The sequence below is a fragment of the Caulobacter segnis genome (assembly GCF_031454995.1).
Lineage (GTDB): Bacteria > Pseudomonadota > Alphaproteobacteria > Caulobacterales > Caulobacteraceae > Caulobacter > Caulobacter segnis_E.
In genome coordinates, this window is the sequence record NZ_JAVDRV010000007.1 from 95,193 (window position 1) to 115,945 (window position 20,753).

Here is a 20,753-nt window from a genome sequence, read left to right on the forward strand (position 1 = left end):
CCCACGTGGAGCGAGGCTCTTGTTGGTTCAGAGTGATACACTCACGGGGTAAACACCGGCTTTCGGAGAGGTGTCGCGAACCTTAAGGTTTAGGCTTAACAGGGTCTTACGCGGGGAGCGGGTGGAAGCTGGCGGCGCCGTGCCGGATGTGACGCATTGCGTGGGCGGGGGGCGCGGGCCTATCTGCTAGCCATGAACGCGCCCTTCAAGCCCGCCGCCCCGCCCGAATGGAATCTGGCCGACCTCTATGTCGGCCGCGACGATCCCCGGATCGAGACCGACCTCTCCGCAGCCAAGGCCGCCAATGACGAGCTGGCGTCGCTGGAGGGGATGTTCCTGGAGGCTCGCAAGGAGCCCCAGCGCCTGGGCGTCCTGCTGGATCGCGGGATCACGCTCTATGAGCAGGCGACCAACGGCCTGTGGGGCGTCGGCGCCTATGCCGCCCTCGCGGCGTCCGTCGCGCGGGACGATCCGGCCTGGGCCAAGTTCGAGGCCGACCTGCGGGCGCGCTCGTCCCAGATCGCCGCCGAGAGCCTGTTCTTCACGCTGGAGCTGAACCAGCTGGAGGACGGCGAGATCGCCAAGGCGATGGACGCTCATCCCGAGGCCGCCCGCTGGGCGCCGTGGCTGCGCCGGGTGCGCCTGTCGCGGCCGCACGAGCTGTCGCCGGAGCTGGAGCGCTTCATCGTCGACAAGGCCCCTGCCGTCGCCAACTGGGTGCGGCTGTGGGACGAGACCCTGGCCAAGCTCACCGCCCAGGTCGGCGACGAGAGCCTGACCTTGTCGGAGGCGCTGAACCGGCTGTCCGACCCCGATGTCGCGCGCCGTAAGGCCGCCGCCGACGGCCTGGCCAAGGCGCTGGAAGACCGCGCTTCCACCCAGGCCCTGGCGCTCAACACCCTGGCCTTCGAGAAGCAGGTCGAGGACCGCTGGCGCCGCTACGACACGCCCGCCCAGTCGCGCCACCTGGCCAACGAGGTCGACGCCGACGCGGTCGACGCCTTGGAACAGGCGGTGGTCGAGGCCTATCCGCGCCTGTCGCACCGCTACTACGCCTTGAAGGCCAAGGTGATGGGCGTTCCGGCGCTGGACTACTGGGACCGCAACGCGCCCCTGACCGCCGCCGCCCCGCGCGCCTACGCCTGGGACGAGGCCAAGGGCATGGTGCTGGAGAGCTTCCAGGATCTGGCGCCCAAGTTCGCCGACGCGGCCCGCGTGTTCTTCGACCGCCCCTGGATCGACGCCTTGCCGCGTCCGGGCAAGCAGTCGGGCGCCTTCGCCCATCCGGTGACCGCCGACCGCCACCCGTTCGTGTTCATGAACTATATGGGTGAGCGGCGCGATGTGCTGACCCTGGCGCACGAGCTGGGCCACGCGGTCCACCAGACCCTGTGCCAGCCGCTGGGCACCCTGCTGGCCGACACGCCCCTGACCCTGGCCGAGACGGCCTCGATCTTTGGCGAGGGTCTGGTCTTCGACCGCCTGTTGGCCGAGGCTTCGCCCGAGGACCGCAAGGGCCTCTTGGCCGGCAAGATCGAGGATGGCCTCAACACGGTCGTCCGCCAGATCGCCTTCCACCGCTTCGAGCGCCGCTTCCACGAGGCGCGGCTGGAGGGCGAGCTTTCGCCCGACCAGATCGGCGCTCTCTGGCTGGACGTGATGGGCGAAAGCCTCGGACCGGCCGTGACGCTGAACGACGGCTACGAGCACTATTGGGCCTATGTCAGCCACTTCTGCCACGCGCCGTTCTACGTCTACGCCTACGCGTTCGGGGACCTGCTGGTGCGCGGCCTGATGGAGAAGCGCCGCGAGGACCCGGCCGCCTTCGCGCCGCTCTACGAGGAGCTGCTCGCTGCGGGGGGCACGCGTACCTATGTAGAGGCCCTGAAGCCGTTCGGCCTGAACCCTCGCGACAAGGCGTTCTGGGCCGCTGGCTGCGCCCAGCTGGAACGGCTGGTCGATGAATTCGAGGCTTTGGTGACCTGATGGCCGACGACATCCGCGACCCCGAACGCGACCGGCTCTCCGGCCGGCTCTCGCGCTTCGCCAAGGTGGGCGCGGGCTTGTCGGGCGCCGCCGTTTCGTACGGCGCCAATCGGATGTTCGGCGGCGACGAGGCCGATGCTCGGAACGCCAAGGCGCTGAAGGCGGCGCTGGGCGGCCTCAAGGGCCCACTGATGAAGGCGGCGCAGATGTTCGCCACCGTGCCGGACCTCTTGCCGCCCGAGTTCGCCAAGGAGTTGGCCGAGCTGCAGACCAACGCGCCGGCCATGGGCTGGCCGTTCGTGCGCCGGCGGATGGCAGCCGAGCTGGGCGCGGACTGGCAGAAGAAGTTCGCGAGCTTCGAGCACGAGGCCGCGGCGGCCGCCTCGCTGGGGCAGGTGCACCGCGCCACGACCCACGATGGCCGGGCCCTGGCCGTGAAGCTGCAGTATCCGGACATGCAGAGCGCGGTCGAAAGCGACCTGGGCCAGTTGCGCGCGCTGATCAACCTCTTCAAGCGCATGGATGGCTCGATCGACCCGTCCGAGATGATCGTCGAGATTGGCGACCGCCTGCGCGAGGAGCTGGACTACGGCCGCGAGGCCAAGCTGATGGCCCTCTACGCAAACTTCTTCGCGGGCCGCGAGACGATCCGCACGCCGACGCCGGTTCCGGAGCTGTCCACTGGGCGCCTGCTGTCGATGACGTGGCTGGACGGGCAGGGCCTCTTGGCCTTCAAGGCCGCGCCGCAGGAGGTCCGCGACCATATCGCCGCCCTGCTGTTCGAGGCCTGGTGGACCCCGATGACCCATCTGGGCGTCATCCATGGCGACCCGCACCTGGGGAACTACACCTTCGCCGGAGAGGGCGCGTCGCACCTGAACCTGCTGGACTTCGGCTGCATTCGCATCTTCCCGCCGAAATTCGTGGCCGGGGTGGTGCGGCTCTATCGGGCCCTGTCCAACGACGACCGCGCCGAGCAGATGGAGGCCTATCGCACCTGGGGCTTCCAAGGACTGACCGACGATCTGGTCGACACCCTTAACGTCTGGGCCCGCTTCATCTATGGCCCGCTGCTGGACGACCGGGTGCGCACCGTCGCCGACGACGTGCCGCCCGGCGAGTACGGCCGCCGCGAGGCCTTCAAGGTGCGGCAGGCCCTGAAGGCGGTGGGCGGGATCACCATCCCGCGCGAGTTCGTGTTCATGGACCGCGCCGCCATCGGCCTGGGCGCCGCCTTCCTGCACCTGGGCGCGCGGCATAACTGGAAGGCGCTGTTCGAGGCGTCGCTGGAGGGCTTCTCCGAAGAGGCCGTGGCCGATCGGCAGGCCGAGGCGCTCAAAGAGGTTGGCCTCTAGATCCGTGTCATCCCGGAAGTCTCGCGGAGGCTGTCCGGGACCCAGGGCCGGCGCGTCGTCGTCGCCCTGGATCCCGGTTCTTCGCTACCGCCGGTGGGGACGACACGAGCTCACTGCTCGTACGCCTCAAGCAGCGCCTCCAGCCGCCGCTGCTCGGGCTTCATCACCCAGAGGTACCTTCCAGTGTTCCAGCCGATGCTGGAGACCATGGCCAGGCCGAATACGAGTAGCATCTGCCAGGCGTCCCGGTCGGTCGCCTTTCCGACTTCTCGCAGCTGAGTAATCCCAACCACCATCGGAACCAGAAACACCGGCAGCATCATCCAGAAGATCTTCATGTTGGTCCGCGCCCGGCGGTTGGCGGCCAGCATGGCCTTCAGCGTGTCGAGCATCGCCGGTTCACCAGGCTCGCGGCGATGGCGCAGCAGCACGCCCGAGGCGAACACCCCCAGCAGCACCAGCCAGCACACCGCCATCATCGCCAGGGCGCCCCATTCGCGACCGACGTCCATTTGGCCGGTGGCGATCGTTCGGGCCATGATGACGGTGAAGATCGTCATGGCGGTCGCGGGGAGGGCGAACAGCAGGATCTCGCTCCGACGGCGAGCTTTCAAAGTGCGCATCAGGATCTCCATCAGATAGGCCCGAGCCTTGTCGTCGGGCGTGTTGGCCGGCGAGCGCCAGGCGGCTTCGAGACGTTCAAACTCCATGATTGGCCTCCTCCACGAGACTGGCGACGCGTTGGCGGATGCGTGTCAGCCGCGCCCCGACATTGGTTTCCGACAGGCCGTGCAGGCGGGCGATCTCGGCGTAGGAGAGGCCGTCCAGCGACAGCAGGATCAGGGATCGGTGCACCGGCGACAGCTGCCGAATGGCGATGTAGAGCCGCTCCAGCAATTCGCCCTGCGGATCGGTCCCGGCCTCGCGCGTTATGAGTTCCGCCTCGAGCGCCACGCCGCGCAGCCGCCGACGCGCCTCGCCCCGTCGCCAGGTGAGGGCGGCGTTATGGGCCACGCGGTGGACGAAGGTTCCCGCCGCGCTTTCGGCGCGAAATCTCGGCCGCGCCTTCCATAGCGCCAGGATCATCTCCTGCAGCAGATCCTGTTGGTCGGCTGGATTGGCGAACGCGCGCGCCGTCCGGTGCAGCATCGGCAGATGCGGCGCCAGCCAGTCGGCGAAGTCCCTGTCGACGTATCTGTCGATGTCCCGGCCCATCGGTCCCCCGTTTCGAAGAGGTTAGAAGCCGGCCGGGGCGCCGTCCTTACGGAAGGCTTTTCTTTTTTCAAACGCTTGTTAGCCTGGCCGCATGTCCGATGACCTGACAGACGCCCAGACAGCCGCGATTCCGGATGGCTTCTCCCAACTGAACTGGTCGCGGGGCTTTGGCCGTCAGATCGGGCCGCTGTTCGAGCACCGTGAGGGGCCGGGCCAGGCGCGGCTGGCGTTCCGGGTCGAGGAGCACCACACCAATGGCCTCGGCAACTGCCACGGCGGCATGCTGATGAGCTTCGCCGACATGGCTTGGGGCCGGATCATCTCGCTTCAGAAGTCCTACAGCTGGGTCACGGTGCGGCTGCTGTGCGACTTCCTATCGGGCGCCAAGCTGGGCGACTGGGTGGAGGGCGAGGGCGAGCTGATCGCCGAGGAGGACCTCGTTTTCACCGTGCGCGGCCGCATCTGGGTCGGCGAGCGGACCCTGATCACCGGCACCGGGATCTTCAAGGCGCTAAGCCCGCGCAAGCCGCGCCCGGGCGAGCTGAACTACAAGGAAGAGGCGTAAGCCATGGCCGACGACCGGGCCGCGCCCGCCTCGCTGCTCGCGCCGTTCCATGGCGAGCCCCCGCCCGCGCCGGCCTGGTTCGACGCGACGATCGCCCACGCGCCCGAGCGATCCACGATCACCGTCGAGGGGGCGGACATCGAGCTCCTGACCTGGGGCGAGGTCGGCAAGCCGGGCCTTCTGTTCCTGCACGGCAATGGCGCCCACGCCGACTGGTGGAGTTTTATCGCCCCCTTCTTCGCGAAAGACTGGCGGGTGGCGGCGATCTCGTGGTCGGGCATGGGCGGCAGCGATTGGCGCGAGGCCTACAGCGCCGAGCTGTTCGCCTCGGAGATCTTCGCGGCTGTCGAAGCGGCGGCGCTGGAAGCTGGCGGGGTCAAGCCGATCGTGGTCGGCCACTCATTCGGCGGCTTTCCGACCCTCTATTGCGCCGCGCGCCATCCCGAGCGCCTGCGCGGGGCGGTCATGGTCGACAGCAGCATCCAGCCGCCCCACAAGCGCTGGAAGGGCCCGCCGCCGCGTTCGGGCCAGGGGATGCGCGCCTATCCGACCTTGGAGGAGGCTCTGACCCGCTTCCGACTGGCGCCGCCTCAGCCCTGCGAGAACCTCTACATCGCCGACTTCATCGCCCGCCGCTCATTGAGGGAGGTCGAGGGCGGCTGGACCTGGAAGTTCGATCCGGACCTCTGGCACAATTTCCGCATGCCCGATCTTGGCGCGCTGTTGCCTGAGATCGCCTGTCCCGCCGCCTTGATGTGGGGCGAGCGCTCGAACCTGATGCAAGCCGAGACCGTGGACTATATGCTTGAGCAGATGCCCAAGGACGTCCTGCTCTTGCCGATTCCCGACGCCGACCACCACGTGATGATCGACCAGCCGCTCGCGTTCGTCGCCGCACTGCGCGGCCTGCTCGCCGGCTGGCGATGAGCCAGGCGGTCACGCCGCCGCCAGGGCTGGTGATGGTCTACATGCCCGATCGGGGCGTGGGCGACCTGATGTGGCACCTGCCGACCCTGCGCGCGATCGCCGCCCAGACGCCGGAGGGCAGGGTATTGCTGGCCGCTCGTCCGTCCAGCCGCGCCCGGGAATTGTTGGCCGCCGAGCCTTGCGTCGAGGCCATCGACTATCTGGAGTATCGCGCCGGGACCTTCCGCCACCTCGTCGAGATCGTCGACTTCCTCAAGCTGGCCCGCGCGCGTCGGCCGCGCGCGGTCTGGATCCTGGAGAAGATCGATCGTCCCGCCATCGGCGCCGCCCTCGCGGGTGTGCGCGAGCGCCGAGGCTTTGGGCTGGGGCATGGACAGGAGGCCTGGCTGACCCACGGGCCTTATCTGCCGCGATCGATGCGGCCCGAGCACCGGATCCAGAAGCTGGCCGCCTTCGAGGCGGCGCATGGGCTGACGGTCGCCAGTCGCGAGCCGGCCCTGATCCCCGTTCCGGCCGCTCTCGACGTCGTCGAGCGGCGGTTCGGCCACCTGCCCCGTCCCTGGGTCGTCTTCGGAGTCGGCGCCAGCGAGCCGAGACGCTGCTGGCCCCTGGAGAACTTCGCCCGCCTCGGCGACGCGATCGCCGATCTTGGCGGCACGCGGTTCTGGCTGGGCGGCTTTGGCGACTCGGACGCCGTCGACGCGGTCCTGGCCGCGCATGGCCACGACGGGGTCAATGTCTGCGACCTCAAGCTGGATGTCGGCGCCGCCCTGCTGTCGCGCGCCGACGTTTTCGTGGGCAATGACTCGGGTCCGCTCAATCTGGCGGCGTCGGTCGGGGTGACGGCGGTCGGCCTTTTCGGCGACAGCCCGCCGCTTGATTATTCCCGATTTCTGCGGCCCATCGTGGGCCCTCCCGGCGGCATGAGCGCGCTTTCGGTCGAAAGTGTCGCGCCCATAGTCCGCTTGAGCCTTTAGGCCCGCCGTTGTAAGCGGCGATCAGAGTTCTTCTTATCGATCGAGGATACGAAATGGCCGGCGACTATCACCGCGGTGAAATGGACATCTCCGAGCAAGCAGCCACCTACGACGCGTTCGGCAAGATGACGAAGTGGGGCTCGCTGGCCGTGGCGGTCCTGCTGCTGTTCATCACCCTGCTGTTCTGCACGCCGGCCGGCTTCATTGGTAGCGTTATCGCTTCCGCCGTGCTGCTGGGCCTGGGTGTTGTCCTGCTTCGCGAAAAGCCAGCCCCGGCCCACTGACACCGGTAGACATCGGCATATTTTTTCCCTGCCGCGCACGTCACGCCTCGACAAGAGGCAAGACTATCCCCTACAGAGCGCCTCATCCTGTTAAGGGAACAGCGCTCTGGGAGGGGTATGCCGATGGCCGTCATCGCCGTCACGAAAGAAACCCGCGCGAACGAGACGCGGGTCGCGGCCACGCCTGAAACCGTCAAGAAGCTCGGCGCGGCCGGCTTCTCCGTGGTGGTGCAGGCGGGCGCCGGGACGGCCGCGTCCTATCCGGACGCCGACTACGAGGCGGCGGGCGCCAAGATCGCCAAGACCGCCAACGACGCGATCAAGGACGCGGATGTCCTGTTCAAGGTCCGCGCCCCCGAGGCCGCCGAGATCGCGGCCCTGAAGAGTGGCGCGATCGTCGCCGCCGCGCTCAATCCCTACCAGGATAAGGAGACGCTGGACGCCCTGGCCAAGGCCGGCGCGACCGCGATCGCCATGGAGTTCATCCCGCGCATCACCCGCGCCCAGGTGATGGACATGCTCTCGTCCCAGGCCAACCTCGCCGGCTATCGCGCCGTGATCGAGGGGGCGGAAGCCTATGGCAAGGCGCTTCCGATGATGATGACCGCCGCCGGCACCGTCGCCGCGGCCAAGGTGTTCATCATGGGCGTGGGCGTCGCGGGCCTGCAGGCCATCGCCACGGCCCGGCGCCTGGGCGCGGTCGTGACCGCCACCGACGTGCGTCCGGCCACCAAGGAGCAGGTCGAGTCGCTGGGCGCTAAGTTCCTGGCCGTCGAGGACGAGGAGTTCAAGAACGCCCAGACCGCCGGCGGCTACGCCAAGGAGATGTCCAAGGAGTACCAGGCCAAGCAGGCCGAGCTGGTTTCCAGCCACATCGCCAAGCAGGACATCGTCATCACCACGGCCCTGATCCCCGGTCGTCCGGCCCCCAAGCTGGTCAGCGCCGCCCAGGTGGCCTCGATGCGCGCGGGCTCGATCCTGGTCGACCTGGCGATCGAGCAGGGCGGCAATGTCGAGGGCGCCAAGCTGAACGAGACCGTCGTGACGCCGAACGGCGTCAAGATCCTCGGCCATGCCAACCTGCCCGGCCGCATCGCCACCGACGCCAGCGCGCTCTACGCCCGCAACCTGGTGGCCTTGGCGACCCTGTTCACGACGAAGGAGGGCGCCTTCGCCCCCAACTTCGAGGACGAGATCCTGCAGGCCGCCGTCGTCACCCGCGGCGGCGCCATCGTCCATCCGAACCTGAAGACCGCCTAACTCCAGCATCGAAAGGGAGGCTCCCATGGAAGCCGTCGACCCCACCGTGTTCCGTCTGGCGATCTTCGTGCTCGCCATCTTCGTCGGCTACTACGTCGTCTGGAGCGTGACGCCCGCGCTGCACACGCCGCTGATGGCCGTGACCAACGCCATCTCGTCGGTGATCATCGTTGGCGCGCTGCTCGCGGCCGCCGCCCATGGCGGGGCGGGCGAGGCCGCCACCGGCTCGGTTTGGATCTCCAAGGGGGCGGGCGCCGTCGCCGCGGCCTTCGCGGCGGTCAACATCTTCGGCGGCTTCTTGGTCACCCAGCGCATGCTGGCGATGTACAAGAAGAAAGAGAAGAAGTGAGCGGGACTAGGGGGAGAACAAGATCATGAACGCCAATCTCGCCGCCATTCTCTACATCGTCTCGGGGGTGCTGTTCATCCTCGCGCTGCGTGGCCTTTCCAGTCCCGTGACCAGCCAGACGGGCAACCGTAATGGCATGATCGGCATGGCCATCGCCGTCGGCACCACCCTGGCTACCCTGTGGAGCCAGGGGGCGCTGGACGTCGTGACCTTGGGCCTGATCCTGGGCGGCGTCGCCGTCGGGGGCGCGGTCGGGGCGATCATCGCCCGCAAGGTCGCCATGACCTCGATGCCGCAGCTGGTCGCCGCCTTCCACAGCCTCGTCGGCATGGCCGCCTGCCTGGTGGCCGTGGCCGCCATCTACACGCCCGCCGCCTACGGCATCGTGGGCGAGGACGGCGCGATCCACCTCAACAGCCTGATCGAGCTGTCGCTAGGCCTGGCCATCGGCGCGATCACCTTCACCGGTTCGGTCATCGCCTTCGCCAAGCTGAACGGCAACATGGGCGGCGCGCCGATCCTGCTGCCGGCCCGTCACCTGCTGAACATCCTGATCGCGGCCGCCATCGTTGCCCTGGTCGTGGTGCTGGTGATCAGCGGCGGTTCGGCCATCTGGGCCTTCTGGGGCATCTTCGCCCTGAGCCTCCTGATCGGCGTCACCCTGATCATCCCGATCGGCGGCGCGGACATGCCCGTCGTGGTGTCGATGCTGAACAGCTATTCCGGCTGGGCGGCGGCGGCCTTGGGCTTCACGCTCGAGAACACCACCCTGATCATCACCGGCGCCCTGGTCGGCTCGTCGGGCGCGATCCTGTCCTACATCATGTGCAAGGGCATGAACCGCAGCTTCGTCTCGGTGATCCTGGGCGGCTTCGGCGCCGACGCCGCGGCGGCTGGCCCGGGTGGGAAAGTCGAGACCCGTCCGGTCAAGCAAGGGTCGGCCGACGACGCGGCCTTCATCATGAAGAACGCTTCGAAGGTGATCATCGTCCCGGGCTACGGCATGGCCGTCTCCCAGGCCCAGCACGCCCTGCGCGAAATGGCCGACAAGCTGAAGGAGGAGGGCGTCGAGGTGAAGTACGCCATCCACCCGGTCGCCGGCCGCATGCCGGGCCACATGAACGTGCTGCTGGCCGAGGCCAACGTCCCCTATGACGAGGTCTTTGAGCTGGAGGACATCAACAGCGAGTTCTCGACGGCCGACGTGGCCTTCGTCATCGGCGCCAACGACGTCACCAATCCAGCGGCCAAGACCGACCCGACCAGCGCCATCTTCGGCATGCCGATCCTGGACGTCGAGAAGGCCCGCACCGTTCTCTTCGTCAAGCGCGGCATGTCCTCGGGCTACGCGGGCGTCGAGAACGAGCTGTTCTTCAAGGACAACACCATGATGCTGTTCGCCGACGCCAAGAAGATGGTCGAGGGCATCGTGAAGGGGCTCTAGAGGCTCGTCACGGCGTCCATGAACGCGAAAGGCCCCGGCGGTGACGCCGGGGCCTTTTTCGTGGCCGGTGGGCGAGGGCGCGGCGGTGGGCGCCCTCGCGATCGGGCCTTGGATCACTTCGCGGCGACCTCGACGGTGCGAGCGGCGGCGGCCACGGCGAGTGCTTGACGCTGAGCCTTGGGCAGTTGTTGCTCGGCTTCGCGATGGGCGGCGGCGACGCAGGCGTTGACCGGAGCGTCGAGTTCGCCAGCGCGCATCTTCGCCATGCACAGGGCTCGGCCGGCGGTCTCGACGCGCGCCTTGAAGATCGCGGCTTGGGTCGGGCTGGCGAGGTTCAGGTCGCCGTAGGCGACGCGGGCGGTCGGCTGGGCGGCGTTGGCGGCTTGCGTCAGGCCCAGGACCGGAACGGCGGCCAAGCTCAGGCTGGCGACGGTGGTGAAGCTCATGATGAACTTGCGCATTTGAAGTATCCCTCTGAATGGCGCTGTTCGTCGCGCCGATGAATACTTTCTATTTTCGCGAGGCGGCAAAGTCCCGTTACGTCTGCTTCATGACGTGTAATTAAGCGAATGAATGAACATTAATACATGACTTTGCCGTAATGGTCTCGAGGTCGTCTTCGCCCGCCAGGTTGTCCTCGGCGCGCGACGTTCGGCCAGAGGTTTCGTTCGTCGGGTCCAAGTCGAACCGCACCGCCTTTCGAAATGAGGTGTTTCAAAACCCAGACTATCGCAAACGAATGGTTAAGCTGCGCCCTGTTTTCGCCAAAACGGCAAGTCATAGAGCCCGCCATTCATGATCCTGAAAGGTCAGTCATGAGATTTGGGCCGTCTTGGCGCGGTCCTCTCGATTGACCGGACATCCCGAGAGGTAGTGGTTTGATTTCTAGAAGCCTGGCTGTTCCGGCCCCACAACTGCGCTTGGCCTTTTTGGCGGCGCTGGGGGTGGCGGCCACCGTGGGCGCCTTGAATGGTGTTTCGGCCCTAGGCGCCTGGGTGACCGAGCCGCCGGCGGTCAGGACGGCCGCCGAAGACGCGCCGCCGCCCGCGCCTGAAGTCGAGGCTCCAGAGCCGCCGCCTCCCGCCTTCGTCTTCGATGCGCCGCTGCCGGGCCGAGTCATCGACTCTCCGTTCGGCCTGCGCCAGTTGCCTTGGGAAGAGAGAGGTCGCCTGCACCAGGGCGTCGACATCGCCGCGCCCGCTGGGGCGCCGGTGAAGGCCTCGGCCGACGGCGTGGTCAAGCGCACGGGCGTCAGCCCCACCTACGGTCGCTTCGTGGAGGTCATGCACAAGGAGGGCATGACCACCCTCTACGCCCACCTCAAGGCGCCCGCGCGAGGTGTCAAACGGGGCGCCTATGTCCGTCGTGGGGCGACCGTGGCCTTCGTCGGTAATTCTGGTCGCTCGACTGGCTCGCACCTGCATTTCGAGATCCGCAAGGGCGACAAGCCGCTCAATCCCGCGTTCTTCATGGGGCGCAGCTTCGCCGATGCCGAGGACATGCCGATCCGCGCGGCGGGCCGGGTCTCGAAGAAGGTGCGGATGGCCGTGGTGTCGAAGTGGCCGGACGGTGTGAAGGGCCCGACGGTCACGCGCGCGAAGAACGGCCGGGTGCGCGCCCGGATTCCGGTGTCCGAGGGATAAAAATCCGAACCCGACGCACCGGCGCCTCGACGCGTCGCGAACCGCCACTACATTGAACGCCATGATCCAGTTTCTCGGCCGTGGCGTCGCGGGCTTCGCGCTCCTGCTTGTGTCCTACATCGCGGTCGGCGGCCTGATGACCGCCTCGGGCGCGCCCAAGGCCCGGGGGCAGATGGTCGAGATCGAGCCGGGACGAACGCTGAGGCTGGTCTGCGAAGGGCCCAAGAGCGATCGTCCCGTCGTCTGGCTGGAATCGGGAGCCTTCGGCCTCGCCGCCGACTGGGGCGCGGTGCAGGAAGCCCTGACCGCCGCCGGCTGGCGCTCGTGCGCCTATGACCGCGCTGGCATGGGCTATTCGCCGCCCGGACCCAAGCCGCGCGACGGTCTGGCGATCGTCTCCGACTTCGAGAAGCTGGTCGCCGTCTCGGGCGAGCCGGGGCCTTACATTCTGGTCGGTCACTCGATGGCGGGTCTCCGCCTGCGCGAGTTCGCCGGGCGCAATCCCGACAAGGTGGCGGGTCTGGTCCTGGCCGACTCCGCCGGGCCCGAGGCCGCCCAGGACCCCAGGATGCAGGGCTTCATCAAGGCCTTCGCCAATATCTCGAAATGGGCGGCGCGCGGCGCCTCGCTAGGCCTCTACAAGCCGCTGGTCCATACGCGGTTGGGCGACAAGATCGATCTGCCGCCGGCCGCCAAGGCCGAGAAGGGCTGGGCCTTCGCCAACGGTCGCCACAATCGCACGGCGGCCGAGGAGGTCAGCCTGTGGGCGGAGGCCTCGGCCCAGGCCAGCCAGCAGCCGCCATTCGACCCGAAGTGGCCAGTAGCCGTGGTCACCGCCGGTCCGGTCGCCGGTCGCGAGGCGCGCAAGGCGATGCAAGAGGCCCCCGCTCGCCGCTCGGACCATGGGCTGGTGGACCACGTCGAGGGCGCCAGCCACACCCTGCTAATCGGCCGCCGCTTCGCCGACCATATCGTCCGCGCGGTCGCCTTCGTGGCGGACGCCCGCCCCAAGGGCTGATCCAGAAACGACGAAGGCCGCGCGGATCGCCGCGCGGCCTTCGAAATCTTCGGCGATGCGAAGGGAAGGGGTCTTAGCGACCGCCCGCCTTCTTCGGCATCGGCAGCAGACCTTCGCGCTGAGCGCGCTTGCGGGCCAGCTTGCGGGCGCGACGGACGGCCTCGGCCTTTTGGCGAGCGCGCTTTTCCGACGGCTTTTCGTAGTGCACGTGCCGCTTCATTTCGCGGAACGAGCCTTCGCGTTGCATCTTCTTCTTCAGAGCCTTCAGGGCCTGATCGACGTTGTTGTCGCGGACGAAAATCTGGACCAGGGGTATCTCTCCATTCGACAGCCCGACCAATATTCCCAAGTCCCTCTTGAGGGGCCGGGCGGGCGAACAAAACCGGGTAACCTGGAAGGGGTGCTCCCAGGCGATGAGGCGGGGCTGATAGCAGAGCGCGCGCGTCCTGTCCATGCGCGACGCGGCTTAAACCTCGGTGTAGACTCGGATTCATGAGCGAAAATGTCGACACATCCGGTCAAGCTACGGGTCAGGCAGGCATGAGCTGGGCCGACTCCACCGAGCAACGCGTCCTCGACGAAGCCCTGCGACTAGCGCCGACCGCCGGTTGGAACGCCGGACTTGTCAGCCGCGCCCTGGCCGCGGCGGGCCTTTCGGAGGCCGAGGGCCAGCTTCTGTTGCCCGAGGGGCCGCGGGACCTCGCCGCCCTGCTGTCGCGGCGCCATGACGCGGCGGCGCTTACTCGCCTGCGGACCTTCGATCTGGCGGCTCTGAAGATCCGTCAGCGGATTCGCGAGGGCGTGATCGCTCGGCTCGACGCGGCCCAGGAGAATGGCGATGTCCTGCGCCCCCTGGCCGTGTTCCTGGCCTTCCCGACCAACCTGCCGTTGGCCGCCCGGCTGACCTGGGAATCGGCCGACGCGATCTGGCGCTGGGCCGGCGATACGGCCACCGACGAGAACCACTATTCTAAGCGGGCGATTTTCTCGGGGATCCTGGTCTCGACTCTGGCCGTCGACATGGCCTCGGGCCGCGATTCGGCGCTGTCGCACCTGGACGCTCGGATCGACAACGTCATGGCCTTCGAGAAGTGGAAGGCGGGCCTGAAGCCGATGGACCTGGCCAGCGAGATGGTCGAGGCGCTGGCGAAGATGCGGTACGGCGGGCGCTGAGGCGGGCCCTAGCCGCCGAACGCCGCTGTCAGCCGGTCGAACTGGGCCTGCACCGGGCGGGGAGCCTCCTCGCTGGGCGATTCCACGTACATGCGGCGGTCCAGGTGCCGGACGCGCTCGTACAGGCGCTCCGAGCGATGCAGGAGGTTCGTCAGGCCGAACGGCAGTTCCTCGATCGGCGCGGGATCGCCGATCGCTTCCTCGGCCATGCGATAGTTCTCGGCGCAAGCGGCTTCCGGCGGCATCTCGCCTTCGCGGACGGCGCGCTGGACCAGCAGCCACGAGGCCACCTGCATCAGGCGCGTCGTCAGGCGCATGCTCTCGCTGGCGTAGCTGAGAGCGGCGTTGCGCGAGAGGATCTTGCTGTCATGCCGGCCGGCGCCGTCCAGATAGGCAGCGGTCTCCTCGACCAGCTGCATGCCTTCCTCGAACGTGCGGTCGAACAGTTCCGATCGGGCGAAGTCCTGAATGACTCCGGCGCGCCAAGGCGTATCGGCCAACGCGTTGACTTCGGTCATAGCTACTCAATGCCCCTTCGAAAGGCCGCGAGGAGATCTCGCTCAGACCGAGGGAACTGCAACCCTCGTGCCAGACGCCGATGTCCCGTTTCGCGACCCGCCCTCTCGAACCGACCACATCTAAACTACGTCCGGGGGCGGAATGGAACGCCTTAAGACGCCAGTAACCTCACCGAAACCTTAAAAGAACCGTTAGTCGAGGCGACCAAACAGCGCATTGGCCGCGTCGCGGCCCGCTTTCTTCTTGGCCAACTGGGTCTTGGTGCGTTCGATTTCGGCCTGGAGCGCGGCGATGCGCTCTTCCAGTTCCGCGACGCCGTAGATCTCAAGGTCCTCGTGCGTGGCCTCGATCAGAGCGCGTCCGCTGAAGGCGCGCGGTTCCGCAGCATCCTCGAACATCGGCATTCTCCCTTTTCCGGCCGTCATCTGACGCCTACCTAGGCCGCAAGGCAAGTCACACGAAGGGAGCCGCCCATGGGCGAGACGATGACCGCGATCGCGATCGAAGGCGGCAAAGGCCCCGCCGAGGCTCTCAAGGCCGTGACCGCCAACCGTCCCGAACCGGGACGGGGCCAGATCCTCATCAAGGTCGCCGCCGCCGGCGTGAACCGGCCCGACCTCCTTCAGCGCCTGGGCTTCTATCCGCCGCCGCCCGGCGCGCCCGAGACCCTGGGCCTGGAGGTGGCTGGCGAGGTCGTGGTCGGCGCGGGGCGCTGGCAGGCCGGCGACAAGGTTTGCGCCCTGCTGGGCGGCGGCGGCTACGCCGAGTACGCGATCGTTGACGCACGCCACGCCCTGCCGATCCCGGGCGACCTTGATCTGATCCACGCCGCGGCCCTGCCCGAGACGGTGTTCACGGTCTTCGCCAACGTCTTCGAGCACGGCGCCCTGAAGGCCGGCGAGACGCTGCTGGTTCATGGTGGGACGTCCGGAATTGGGACGACCGCGATCGCCATGGCCAAGGCGGCCGGCGCCAAGGTCATCGCCACGGGGCGCGGCGCCGACAAGAAGGCCAAGGCTCTCGAGCTGGGCGCCGACATCGCCATCGACGCCAAGACCGAGGACTTCGCCGAGGTCGTGAAGGCGGGCGGTGGCGCGGACGTCATCCTCGACATGGTCGGGGCCAGCTATTTCGAGAAGAACCTCGACGCCCTGAACACCGGCGGCCGCATCGTCTACATCGCCAGCCTGGGCGGTTCGACGCTGGAGGTCCCGGTGATGAAGATCATGCAGAATCGGGCGGTGATCACCGGTTCAACCCTGCGTCCTCGCCCAGCGGACGAGAAGGCGCGCCTGGCCGCCGAGGTCGAGCGCGTCGCTTGGCCCTGGGTGGCGGCGGGCAAGCTGAAACCGATCGTCGACGCGACCTTCCCCCTGGCCGACGCCGCCAAGGCCCACGCGCATCTCGAGGCCGGGGAGCACGTGGGCAAGGTGGTGCTGACGGTCGGCTAGCGATCGCCGCGCCTGGGGCGCTGGTGGCTCTCGATCCCCGTTCCCTTTTTTCCAGAACCGCATTATAGCGTTTACAACATCCCGCCCGGCCGAAAGGCCGGGCGCCGTCATTTCTGGAGGACCGCATGTCCGACATCCTGATGCCCAAGGCGACCGCCGTCTGGTTGGTGGACAACACCTCGCTCAGCTTCGAGCAGATCGCCGATTTCTGCGGCCTGCACCCGCTGGAAGTGCGTGGCATCGCCGACGGTGAAGTGGCGCGCGACATCCGCGGCGCCGACCCGATCGGCAACGGCCAGCTGACCCGCGAGGAGCTGGACCGCGCCCAGGCCAATCCGGACTACCGGATGAAGGCCCAGGTCAGCCGTCACGCCGAACTGCTGAAGCCGCAGAAGAAGGCTCCGCGCTACACCCCGGTGTCGCGTCGTCAGGACCGTCCGGACGCCATCGCCTGGTTCCTGCGCCACCACCCCGAAGTGACCGACGCCCAGATCTCCAAGATCCTCGGCACCACCAAGGCCACCATCGAGCAGGTCCGCGCCCGCACGCACTGGAACGCGGCCAACATCAAGCCGGTCGACCCGGTGACCCTGGGCCTCGTCGGCCAGCTGGAGCTGGACGCGCTGGTCAAGAAGGCCGCCGAGAAGAAGGCCAAGGACGACCTGAAGAAGGGCATCCTGCCGGAAGACCCGACCCTGCGCCCGGCCTCGGAAGCCGGCCAGTTCGAGCCGGAGGTCGAGGAAGAGGAAGAAGACTTCCGGGCCAAGCGCGGCGAGATCAAGGCCGAGGACGTGTTCGGCCAGTCGACGGCTTACGTCGACGAGGAAGACGAAGACTAAGGACAGCACGATCCTCCCCGGCGCCGCGCTCCGGGGGATATCGGCGGCTGAAAAGCAAAGGCCCCGCTCCTTGCCGGAGCGGGGCCTCTCGTTTTTCGGCTGCCGTTAGCAGCTAGTGCATTCGCGCCCTAAGGCCCTCGATCTCTTCCTTCAGCCGAAGCTTCTGTCGCTTCAGCTCCCGGAGCATCGTTCCATCGCAAGCGGGTCGACTGGTCTCCTCCTGGATCTTGCGCTCGAGGTTCTCGTGACGGGACCCAAGCTCGCGGATACGGGATTCGATGGCCATGGCTCTCGGCTCCTTGCTGTTGGAGAGGAAAGTGAACACCCGCTGCGCGAGGCTGTCAGATCACATATGATTGCAACCGGCGGCGCTTGACGCGGCCGTTTTTGCTCCCATGACGGACGAACATTCACCATGAGCGACGTTTCGAAGACCGTTGATCGGCAAAGGTTGGCGGTTGGGATCACGGGGGCCTCGGGGGTGATCTACGGCCTGCGAACGCTGGATGCGTTGCGCGAGCTGGGCGTCGAGAGCCACCTGGTGTTGTCCAAATCCGCGGCGTTGACGCTCACGCAAGAGGCAGGCCTGACCGTCTCCGAGGTCAACGCCAAGGCCGATGTCGTCCATCGCCCAGCCGATGTCGGGGCCGCGATCGCCTCGGGCTCGTTCCGGACACTGGGCATGATCATCGCGCCTTGCTCGGTGCGCACGATGAGCGAAATCGCCACGGGCGTAACGTCTTCGTTGCTGACCCGCGCCGCCGACGTGACGCTGAAGGAGCGCCGGACGCTGGTCCTGATGATCCGCGAGACCCCGCTGCACCTGGGCCATTTGCGCACCATGACCAAGCTGGCCGAGATGGGCGCGGTGATCGCCCCGCCGCTGCCGGCCTTCTACGCCAAGCCCGCCTCGATCGCCGAGATGGTCGACCAGTCGGTGGGCCGGGCGCTCGACCTGTTCGACCTCTCCTGGCGGCCGGTGAAGCGCTGGGGCGAGGATCTGGAGACCATCACCGGCAAGGGCGCCCAAGGGGACGAGGGTTAATGGCGATGCGCATCTGGGACTGGGCCTTGGACGTCTATGCGCGACAACCTGTCGCGGAGGCGTGCCTGAACCTGCAGGACGGCCATGGGCAGAACGTCCCGTACCTGCTGTGGGCCGCCTGGGCGGCGGGCGAGGGGCGCTCGGCGGACCTGAAGGAGGCCGCCCGGCTGATGCGCGGCTGGGACGCCGAGATCGGGGCGCCGCTACGGGGCGTGCGCCGGGCGCTCAAGGCTCCGCGTCCGCCGGTCGACGACGGCGCCAAGGAAGCGCTGCGCGACGCGGTCAAGGCCGTGGAGCTGCGGGGCGAGCGCGTGTTGCTGGAAAGCCTGGAGGCCCTGACCGGCCCCGCGGGCGCGCCGGCCTCCGTGATCGAGGGCCTCGTGGCCGCCGCCGAAGCCTCCGGTGACCCGCCACGCCGGGCGGCCTTGGAGCAGCTCGCCAAGGCCCTTGAAAATCAATCGGCTTAAGCGCTTTTACCGCTCGTCAGCCTTTCCCATCTATCTTTCCAACGGGCCCATCTGAGATCATGTCCATGAACGACGACGATCCGTCGGACGACTCCGACATCGCGATCGAACGCCGCCTCGCCGAGCTGCGCGAGGAGCACAAGGATCTCGACGACGCCATCCAGGCCCTGGAAGAGCGCTACCAGCCCGACATGCTGCAGATCGCCCGCCTGAAGAAGAAGAAGCTGGTCCTGAAGGACGAGATTATTCGTCTGGAAGACCAACTGACGCCGGACATCATCGCCTGACGGCAGATTCCGACAATCCTGGTGACGACGATCCGGGCATTCCGCCTTTCGGCCGGGCATTCCATGGAGCCCCGACCCGTGGCTAGCCTTTACCTTCAAACGACCATGCGGTCTGCCAGGGGGCGGGATTTGAGGGCGCTGATCGCACGCTTTATGCTGTCGAATACGGGACCGGCGTCCTCCTCGATCTCGGCGTAGGCGCGGTCGAATTCCGAGGCGAGCCTATCCAGCAACGCCAGCTGCTCGCGCCCCTTGTCCGTGATCTCGATCAGAATGACGCGCTGGTCGTCGGGATTGGGGCGGCGGCTGACCAATCCTAGCGTCAGCAGCTTTGGCAACTTCTGTTGAATGAGCTGGTGCGAACGGTCCAGGGCTCGCACGAGATCGGCGACCGAGACCGGACCGAGCGTGGCGATCGCGCCCAGCAAGGACGAAGACTTGACCGGAATGACAATGCCGGCGCGCTTGAACACCTCCGCCGATTGTTGCTCGATCAGGTCGCTTAGCTGCTCGCTAAGGCGACCCAAGAAGGTGCGGTTCAGCTCGATCAATTCCAACGACCCTCAACCCAGACGGCGATAGGCGACCGTCTTGCCCGACTTCCAAACGCGCTCCAGGCCGCTCACGGCGCCCTTTTCGCGGACCAGACGGATCCGGTAGTCATCCGTCCCTTGCACCGCGAACAGGTCTTCGCCGATCGGATTCAGGGCGAGAACGAAGCGATCACGCCATTGGTAGGCCAGACCGGTCGCTGTGCGAATAAGCGTTCGTCCCTCGTACTTTCCGACCGCGGCGTCCAGGTCCGTGGCGCTCGCCGTCTTGCCCGAGAGCGCGAACGCGATGGGGAGCAGGGCCCAACGCGCGTCCGCGTCGCCCGCCTCCGCTCGACGTTGCAGCAAGACTCTTTGCCCGGCCAACAAGGCTTCCGAGGCTGGGACGACAATGTCGGGGGACACGCCGACGCCCTCGAAATCCCGCCCGCTGACCGGATCCTGGATCTGACCGAACGGCGTCTGAAGCATGAACCGGTCATCGATCGGCACGCTGGTGACCGGGTGCGCGCCGCCGGCGGTCCGTTCGCCGATGATGGTCGCGCGCCCTAGCCGTTGCAGTGAAAACGCCATCCATTCGGCGGAGGAGAACGTGGTCGATCCCGTGAGCACCACCACGGGCATGTCCGCGGAGCGCTGGCCCGGTACGGCGGCCAGATTCCATTGGCTCCGTCGCACCCGGACCCCTTGGTCATTGTAGTAGTAGTCGAAGAACTTCAGTTCCTTGCCCGCCGGGTAGAGGTAGCTCATCAGAAACTGCGCCATCTCCAAGACCCCGCCGTTGTTGTAGCGCAGGTCGATGATGAGCCCCTTGGCGCCCTCGGCGAAGCGCATGGCCCCCGCCGCCATGTGCTGGGCGTCTTGCGGATCGGCGAAGAAATCGAACCGGACATAGGCCAGACCGCCATCAAGGCGGCGGGCGTCGCGAAAGCCGAAATTGGCCGCCCGTTCGCTTTCCCGCCGTGCTTGGGTGGTTTCATCGCCCTTGGCTTTCGCCTGGCGTTCCGCCGCGACGCGGTCTGGATCGAAGGCCACCGAGAAATGCAGATCCTCGCTCGCCTTGATCAAGCCCAGCGTGAGGCTCTCGGCGAACTGTTCGCTGTCGATTGGCTGGGATTGAACCCGGCGGCCCAACTCGGCGGAGATGGCGGGGATGCGGTCGGGAAAGATGTAGTTCCGCTTCAGCGCGGCATCGAGGCGAGAAATGATTTCTTGCTGCGCCGCGCGATCCAGGGCTTGCGCGAGGGCGGTCACGGGACTCAGCGCGGCGATAGCCAGCAACGAAAGAAAAAGCCGGGAAGCCATGTTCAACACCATTATACAATGTGTTGCGCAACATATTGTATAAATGTCCGCCGTCAATCCGTGGACGGGCGCGGGTTCGTCAGGCCCAGCGCT

25 protein-coding genes and 1 pseudogene are annotated in these 20,753 nt (G+C 67.2%); 17 read left to right on the plus strand and 9 right to left on the minus strand.

Going from position 1 to position 20,753, the window contains the following annotated elements; genetic code table 11:
• Positions 1–192 precede the first annotated feature (192 nt).
• A complete protein-coding gene (locus J2728_RS19295) occupies positions 193–1,986 on the plus strand; it encodes a M3 family oligoendopeptidase (RefSeq protein WP_310001762.1) in 1,794 nt (597 codons plus the stop codon).
• On the plus strand, positions 1,986–3,341 hold the full coding sequence (locus tag J2728_RS19300; RefSeq protein WP_310001764.1) for an ABC1 kinase family protein: 1,356 nt from the start codon (positions 1,986–1,988) through the stop codon (positions 3,339–3,341). Before J2728_RS19295 ends, J2728_RS19300 begins: the two co-directional genes overlap by 1 nt.
• Positions 3,342–3,451: 110 nt before the next feature.
• On the opposite strand, the gene J2728_RS19305 is transcribed toward J2728_RS19300, so the two are convergent.
• Complete coding sequence (locus J2728_RS19305) at positions 3,452–4,051, minus strand: hypothetical protein (RefSeq protein ID WP_310001766.1); 600 nt, start codon at positions 4,049–4,051, stop codon at positions 3,452–3,454.
• On the minus strand, positions 4,041–4,556 hold the full coding sequence (locus tag J2728_RS19310) for an RNA polymerase sigma factor (protein ID WP_310001768.1): 516 nt from the start codon (positions 4,554–4,556) through the stop codon (positions 4,041–4,043). Before J2728_RS19310 ends, J2728_RS19305 begins: the two co-directional genes overlap by 11 nt.
• Before the next feature lie 91 nt (positions 4,557–4,647).
• Here J2728_RS19310 and J2728_RS19315 point away from each other — a divergent pair, with 91 nt between their 5' ends.
• The 7 genes from J2728_RS19315 (at position 4,648) to J2728_RS19345 (ending at position 10,362) form a co-directional block, all read left to right on the plus strand.
• Positions 4,648–5,121 carry a PaaI family thioesterase gene (locus tag J2728_RS19315; protein ID WP_310001769.1) on the plus strand — a complete coding sequence of 158 codons (474 nt, stop codon included), beginning with the start codon at positions 4,648–4,650 and terminating at the stop codon, positions 5,119–5,121.
• Positions 5,122–5,124: 3 nt separating this feature from the next.
• On the plus strand, positions 5,125–6,048 hold the full coding sequence (locus J2728_RS19320; RefSeq protein ID WP_310001771.1) for an alpha/beta fold hydrolase: 924 nt from the start codon (positions 5,125–5,127) through the stop codon (positions 6,046–6,048).
• A complete protein-coding gene (locus J2728_RS19325) occupies positions 6,045–7,025 on the plus strand; it encodes a glycosyltransferase family 9 protein (protein ID WP_310001772.1) in 981 nt (326 codons plus the stop codon). Before J2728_RS19320 ends, J2728_RS19325 begins: the two co-directional genes overlap by 4 nt.
• Before the next feature lie 53 nt (positions 7,026–7,078).
• Positions 7,079–7,309 carry an aa3-type cytochrome c oxidase subunit IV gene (locus J2728_RS19330; protein WP_310001773.1) on the plus strand — a complete coding sequence of 77 codons (231 nt, stop codon included), beginning with the start codon at positions 7,079–7,081 and terminating at the stop codon, positions 7,307–7,309.
• Positions 7,310–7,426: 117 nt separating this feature from the next.
• Positions 7,427–8,569 (plus strand): Re/Si-specific NAD(P)(+) transhydrogenase subunit alpha, encoded by a 1,143-nt coding sequence (locus tag J2728_RS19335; RefSeq protein WP_310001774.1) that lies wholly within the window; start codon positions 7,427–7,429, stop codon positions 8,567–8,569.
• Positions 8,570–8,594: 25 nt separating this feature from the next.
• On the plus strand, positions 8,595–8,918 hold the full coding sequence (locus J2728_RS19340) for a proton-translocating transhydrogenase family protein (protein ID WP_299006696.1): 324 nt from the start codon (positions 8,595–8,597) through the stop codon (positions 8,916–8,918).
• 25 nt (positions 8,919–8,943) lie between these two features.
• Complete coding sequence (locus J2728_RS19345) at positions 8,944–10,362, plus strand: NAD(P)(+) transhydrogenase (Re/Si-specific) subunit beta (protein ID WP_310001775.1); 1,419 nt, start codon at positions 8,944–8,946, stop codon at positions 10,360–10,362.
• A gap of 113 nt (positions 10,363–10,475) precedes the next feature.
• Here the strand turns inward: J2728_RS19345 and J2728_RS19350 are convergent, their stop codons facing one another.
• The gene (locus J2728_RS19350) at positions 10,476–10,823 is read right to left on the minus strand and encodes a UrcA family protein (RefSeq protein ID WP_310001777.1); all 348 of its coding nucleotides are present in this window, start codon (positions 10,821–10,823) and stop codon (positions 10,476–10,478) included.
• 483 nt (positions 10,824–11,306) lie between these two features.
• Between J2728_RS19350 and J2728_RS19355 the strand changes: the two genes are divergently transcribed.
• Both J2728_RS19355 and J2728_RS19360 read left to right on the plus strand, forming a co-directional pair.
• On the plus strand, positions 11,307–12,005 hold the full coding sequence (locus J2728_RS19355) for a M23 family metallopeptidase (protein WP_310001779.1): 699 nt from the start codon (positions 11,307–11,309) through the stop codon (positions 12,003–12,005).
• Between the two features lie 61 nt (positions 12,006–12,066).
• Positions 12,067–13,023: an alpha/beta hydrolase gene (locus J2728_RS19360; protein WP_310001780.1), complete on the plus strand. Its 957-nt coding sequence runs from the start codon at positions 12,067–12,069 to the stop codon at positions 13,021–13,023.
• Between the two features lie 73 nt (positions 13,024–13,096).
• Here the strand turns inward: J2728_RS19360 and rpsU are convergent, their stop codons facing one another.
• Entirely contained in the window at positions 13,097–13,333 is a 237-nt protein-coding gene (gene rpsU / locus J2728_RS19365) for a 30S ribosomal protein S21 (RefSeq protein ID WP_082769410.1), read from the minus strand.
• 182 nt (positions 13,334–13,515) lie between these two features.
• On the opposite strand from rpsU, the gene J2728_RS19370 reads away from it, so the two are divergent.
• Positions 13,516–14,196: a COQ9 family protein gene (locus J2728_RS19370; protein WP_310001782.1), complete on the plus strand. Its 681-nt coding sequence runs from the start codon at positions 13,516–13,518 to the stop codon at positions 14,194–14,196.
• A gap of 8 nt (positions 14,197–14,204) precedes the next feature.
• Here the strand turns inward: J2728_RS19370 and rcdA are convergent, their stop codons facing one another.
• Together rcdA and J2728_RS19380 are read right to left on the minus strand one after the other, a co-directional pair.
• A complete protein-coding gene (rcdA, locus tag J2728_RS19375) occupies positions 14,205–14,714 on the minus strand; it encodes a protease adaptor protein RcdA (RefSeq protein ID WP_013077809.1) in 510 nt (169 codons plus the stop codon).
• A gap of 192 nt (positions 14,715–14,906) precedes the next feature.
• Positions 14,907–15,113 carry a DUF1192 domain-containing protein gene (locus J2728_RS19380; protein WP_013077810.1) on the minus strand — a complete coding sequence of 69 codons (207 nt, stop codon included), beginning with the start codon at positions 15,111–15,113 and terminating at the stop codon, positions 14,907–14,909.
• 75 nt (positions 15,114–15,188) lie between these two features.
• On the opposite strand from J2728_RS19380, the gene J2728_RS19385 reads away from it, so the two are divergent.
• Together J2728_RS19385 and J2728_RS19390 are read left to right on the plus strand one after the other, a co-directional pair.
• Positions 15,189–16,166, plus strand: a complete 978-nt coding sequence (locus tag J2728_RS19385; RefSeq protein WP_310001784.1) for an NAD(P)H-quinone oxidoreductase — start codon at positions 15,189–15,191, stop codon at positions 16,164–16,166.
• Between the two features lie 125 nt (positions 16,167–16,291).
• Positions 16,292–17,005 (plus strand): DUF1013 domain-containing protein, encoded by a 714-nt coding sequence (locus J2728_RS19390; protein ID WP_013077812.1) that lies wholly within the window; start codon positions 16,292–16,294, stop codon positions 17,003–17,005.
• Positions 17,006–17,117: 112 nt separating this feature from the next.
• Here J2728_RS19390 and J2728_RS19395 read toward each other — a convergent pair whose 3' ends face one another.
• A complete protein-coding gene (locus J2728_RS19395) occupies positions 17,118–17,291 on the minus strand; it encodes a YdcH family protein (protein WP_013077813.1) in 174 nt (57 codons plus the stop codon).
• A gap of 129 nt (positions 17,292–17,420) precedes the next feature.
• On the opposite strand from J2728_RS19395, the gene J2728_RS19400 reads away from it, so the two are divergent.
• The 3 genes and pseudogenes from J2728_RS19400 (at position 17,421) to J2728_RS19410 (ending at position 18,804) form a co-directional block, all read left to right on the plus strand.
• Positions 17,421–18,050, plus strand: a complete 630-nt coding sequence (locus J2728_RS19400) for a UbiX family flavin prenyltransferase (RefSeq protein WP_310001786.1) — start codon at positions 17,421–17,423, stop codon at positions 18,048–18,050.
• A pseudogene (locus J2728_RS19405) lies at positions 18,004–18,517 on the plus strand (TIGR02444 family protein). Before J2728_RS19400 ends, J2728_RS19405 begins: the two are co-directional and overlap by 47 nt.
• Positions 18,518–18,573: 56 nt before the next feature.
• Positions 18,574–18,804, plus strand: coding sequence for a YdcH family protein (locus tag J2728_RS19410; RefSeq protein ID WP_310001917.1), 231 nt, complete (start codon positions 18,574–18,576; stop codon positions 18,802–18,804).
• A 95-nt stretch (positions 18,805–18,899) separates the two neighbouring features.
• Here J2728_RS19410 and J2728_RS19415 read toward each other — a convergent pair whose 3' ends face one another.
• Together J2728_RS19415 and J2728_RS19420 are read right to left on the minus strand one after the other, a co-directional pair.
• Positions 18,900–19,361 carry a MarR family transcriptional regulator gene (locus J2728_RS19415; protein ID WP_310001787.1) on the minus strand — a complete coding sequence of 154 codons (462 nt, stop codon included), beginning with the start codon at positions 19,359–19,361 and terminating at the stop codon, positions 18,900–18,902.
• Positions 19,362–19,367: 6 nt separating this feature from the next.
• Positions 19,368–20,660, minus strand: a complete 1,293-nt coding sequence (locus tag J2728_RS19420; RefSeq protein WP_310001790.1) for a S41 family peptidase — start codon at positions 20,658–20,660, stop codon at positions 19,368–19,370.
• Positions 20,661–20,753 lie beyond the last annotated feature (93 nt).

What these genes read in the sequence shown, in the direction of transcription:
- J2728_RS19295 (WP_310001762.1), top strand. Translation starts at nt 193, where the DNA reads ATGAACGCGCCCTTCAAGCCCGCCGCCCCGCCCGAATGGAATCTGGCC.
- J2728_RS19300 (WP_310001764.1), top strand. Translation starts at nt 1,986, where the DNA reads ATGGCCGACGACATCCGCGACCCCGAACGCGACCGGCTCTCCGGCCGG.
- J2728_RS19305 (WP_310001766.1), bottom strand. Translation starts at nt 4,051, where the DNA reads ATGGAGTTTGAACGTCTCGAAGCCGCCTGGCGCTCGCCGGCCAACACG.
- J2728_RS19310 (WP_310001768.1), bottom strand. Translation starts at nt 4,556, where the DNA reads ATGGGCCGGGACATCGACAGATACGTCGACAGGGACTTCGCCGACTGG.
- J2728_RS19315 (WP_310001769.1), top strand. Translation starts at nt 4,648, where the DNA reads ATGTCCGATGACCTGACAGACGCCCAGACAGCCGCGATTCCGGATGGC.
- J2728_RS19320 (WP_310001771.1), top strand. Translation starts at nt 5,125, where the DNA reads ATGGCCGACGACCGGGCCGCGCCCGCCTCGCTGCTCGCGCCGTTCCAT.
- J2728_RS19325 (WP_310001772.1), top strand. Translation starts at nt 6,045, where the DNA reads ATGAGCCAGGCGGTCACGCCGCCGCCAGGGCTGGTGATGGTCTACATG.
- J2728_RS19330 (WP_310001773.1), top strand. Translation starts at nt 7,079, where the DNA reads ATGGCCGGCGACTATCACCGCGGTGAAATGGACATCTCCGAGCAAGCA.
- J2728_RS19335 (WP_310001774.1), top strand. Translation starts at nt 7,427, where the DNA reads ATGCCGATGGCCGTCATCGCCGTCACGAAAGAAACCCGCGCGAACGAG.
- J2728_RS19340 (WP_299006696.1), top strand. Translation starts at nt 8,595, where the DNA reads ATGGAAGCCGTCGACCCCACCGTGTTCCGTCTGGCGATCTTCGTGCTC.
- J2728_RS19345 (WP_310001775.1), top strand. Translation starts at nt 8,944, where the DNA reads ATGAACGCCAATCTCGCCGCCATTCTCTACATCGTCTCGGGGGTGCTG.
- J2728_RS19350 (WP_310001777.1), bottom strand. Translation starts at nt 10,823, where the DNA reads ATGCGCAAGTTCATCATGAGCTTCACCACCGTCGCCAGCCTGAGCTTG.
- J2728_RS19360 (WP_310001780.1), top strand. Translation starts at nt 12,067, where the DNA reads ATGATCCAGTTTCTCGGCCGTGGCGTCGCGGGCTTCGCGCTCCTGCTT.
- J2728_RS19370 (WP_310001782.1), top strand. Translation starts at nt 13,516, where the DNA reads ATGAGCGAAAATGTCGACACATCCGGTCAAGCTACGGGTCAGGCAGGC.
- rcdA (WP_013077809.1), bottom strand. Translation starts at nt 14,714, where the DNA reads ATGACCGAAGTCAACGCGTTGGCCGATACGCCTTGGCGCGCCGGAGTC.
- J2728_RS19380 (WP_013077810.1), bottom strand. Translation starts at nt 15,113, where the DNA reads ATGTTCGAGGATGCTGCGGAACCGCGCGCCTTCAGCGGACGCGCTCTG.
- J2728_RS19385 (WP_310001784.1), top strand. Translation starts at nt 15,189, where the DNA reads ATGGGCGAGACGATGACCGCGATCGCGATCGAAGGCGGCAAAGGCCCC.
- J2728_RS19390 (WP_013077812.1), top strand. Translation starts at nt 16,292, where the DNA reads ATGTCCGACATCCTGATGCCCAAGGCGACCGCCGTCTGGTTGGTGGAC.
- J2728_RS19395 (WP_013077813.1), bottom strand. Translation starts at nt 17,291, where the DNA reads ATGGCCATCGAATCCCGTATCCGCGAGCTTGGGTCCCGTCACGAGAAC.
- J2728_RS19400 (WP_310001786.1), top strand. Translation starts at nt 17,421, where the DNA reads ATGAGCGACGTTTCGAAGACCGTTGATCGGCAAAGGTTGGCGGTTGGG.
- J2728_RS19420 (WP_310001790.1), bottom strand. Translation starts at nt 20,660, where the DNA reads ATGGCTTCCCGGCTTTTTCTTTCGTTGCTGGCTATCGCCGCGCTGAGT.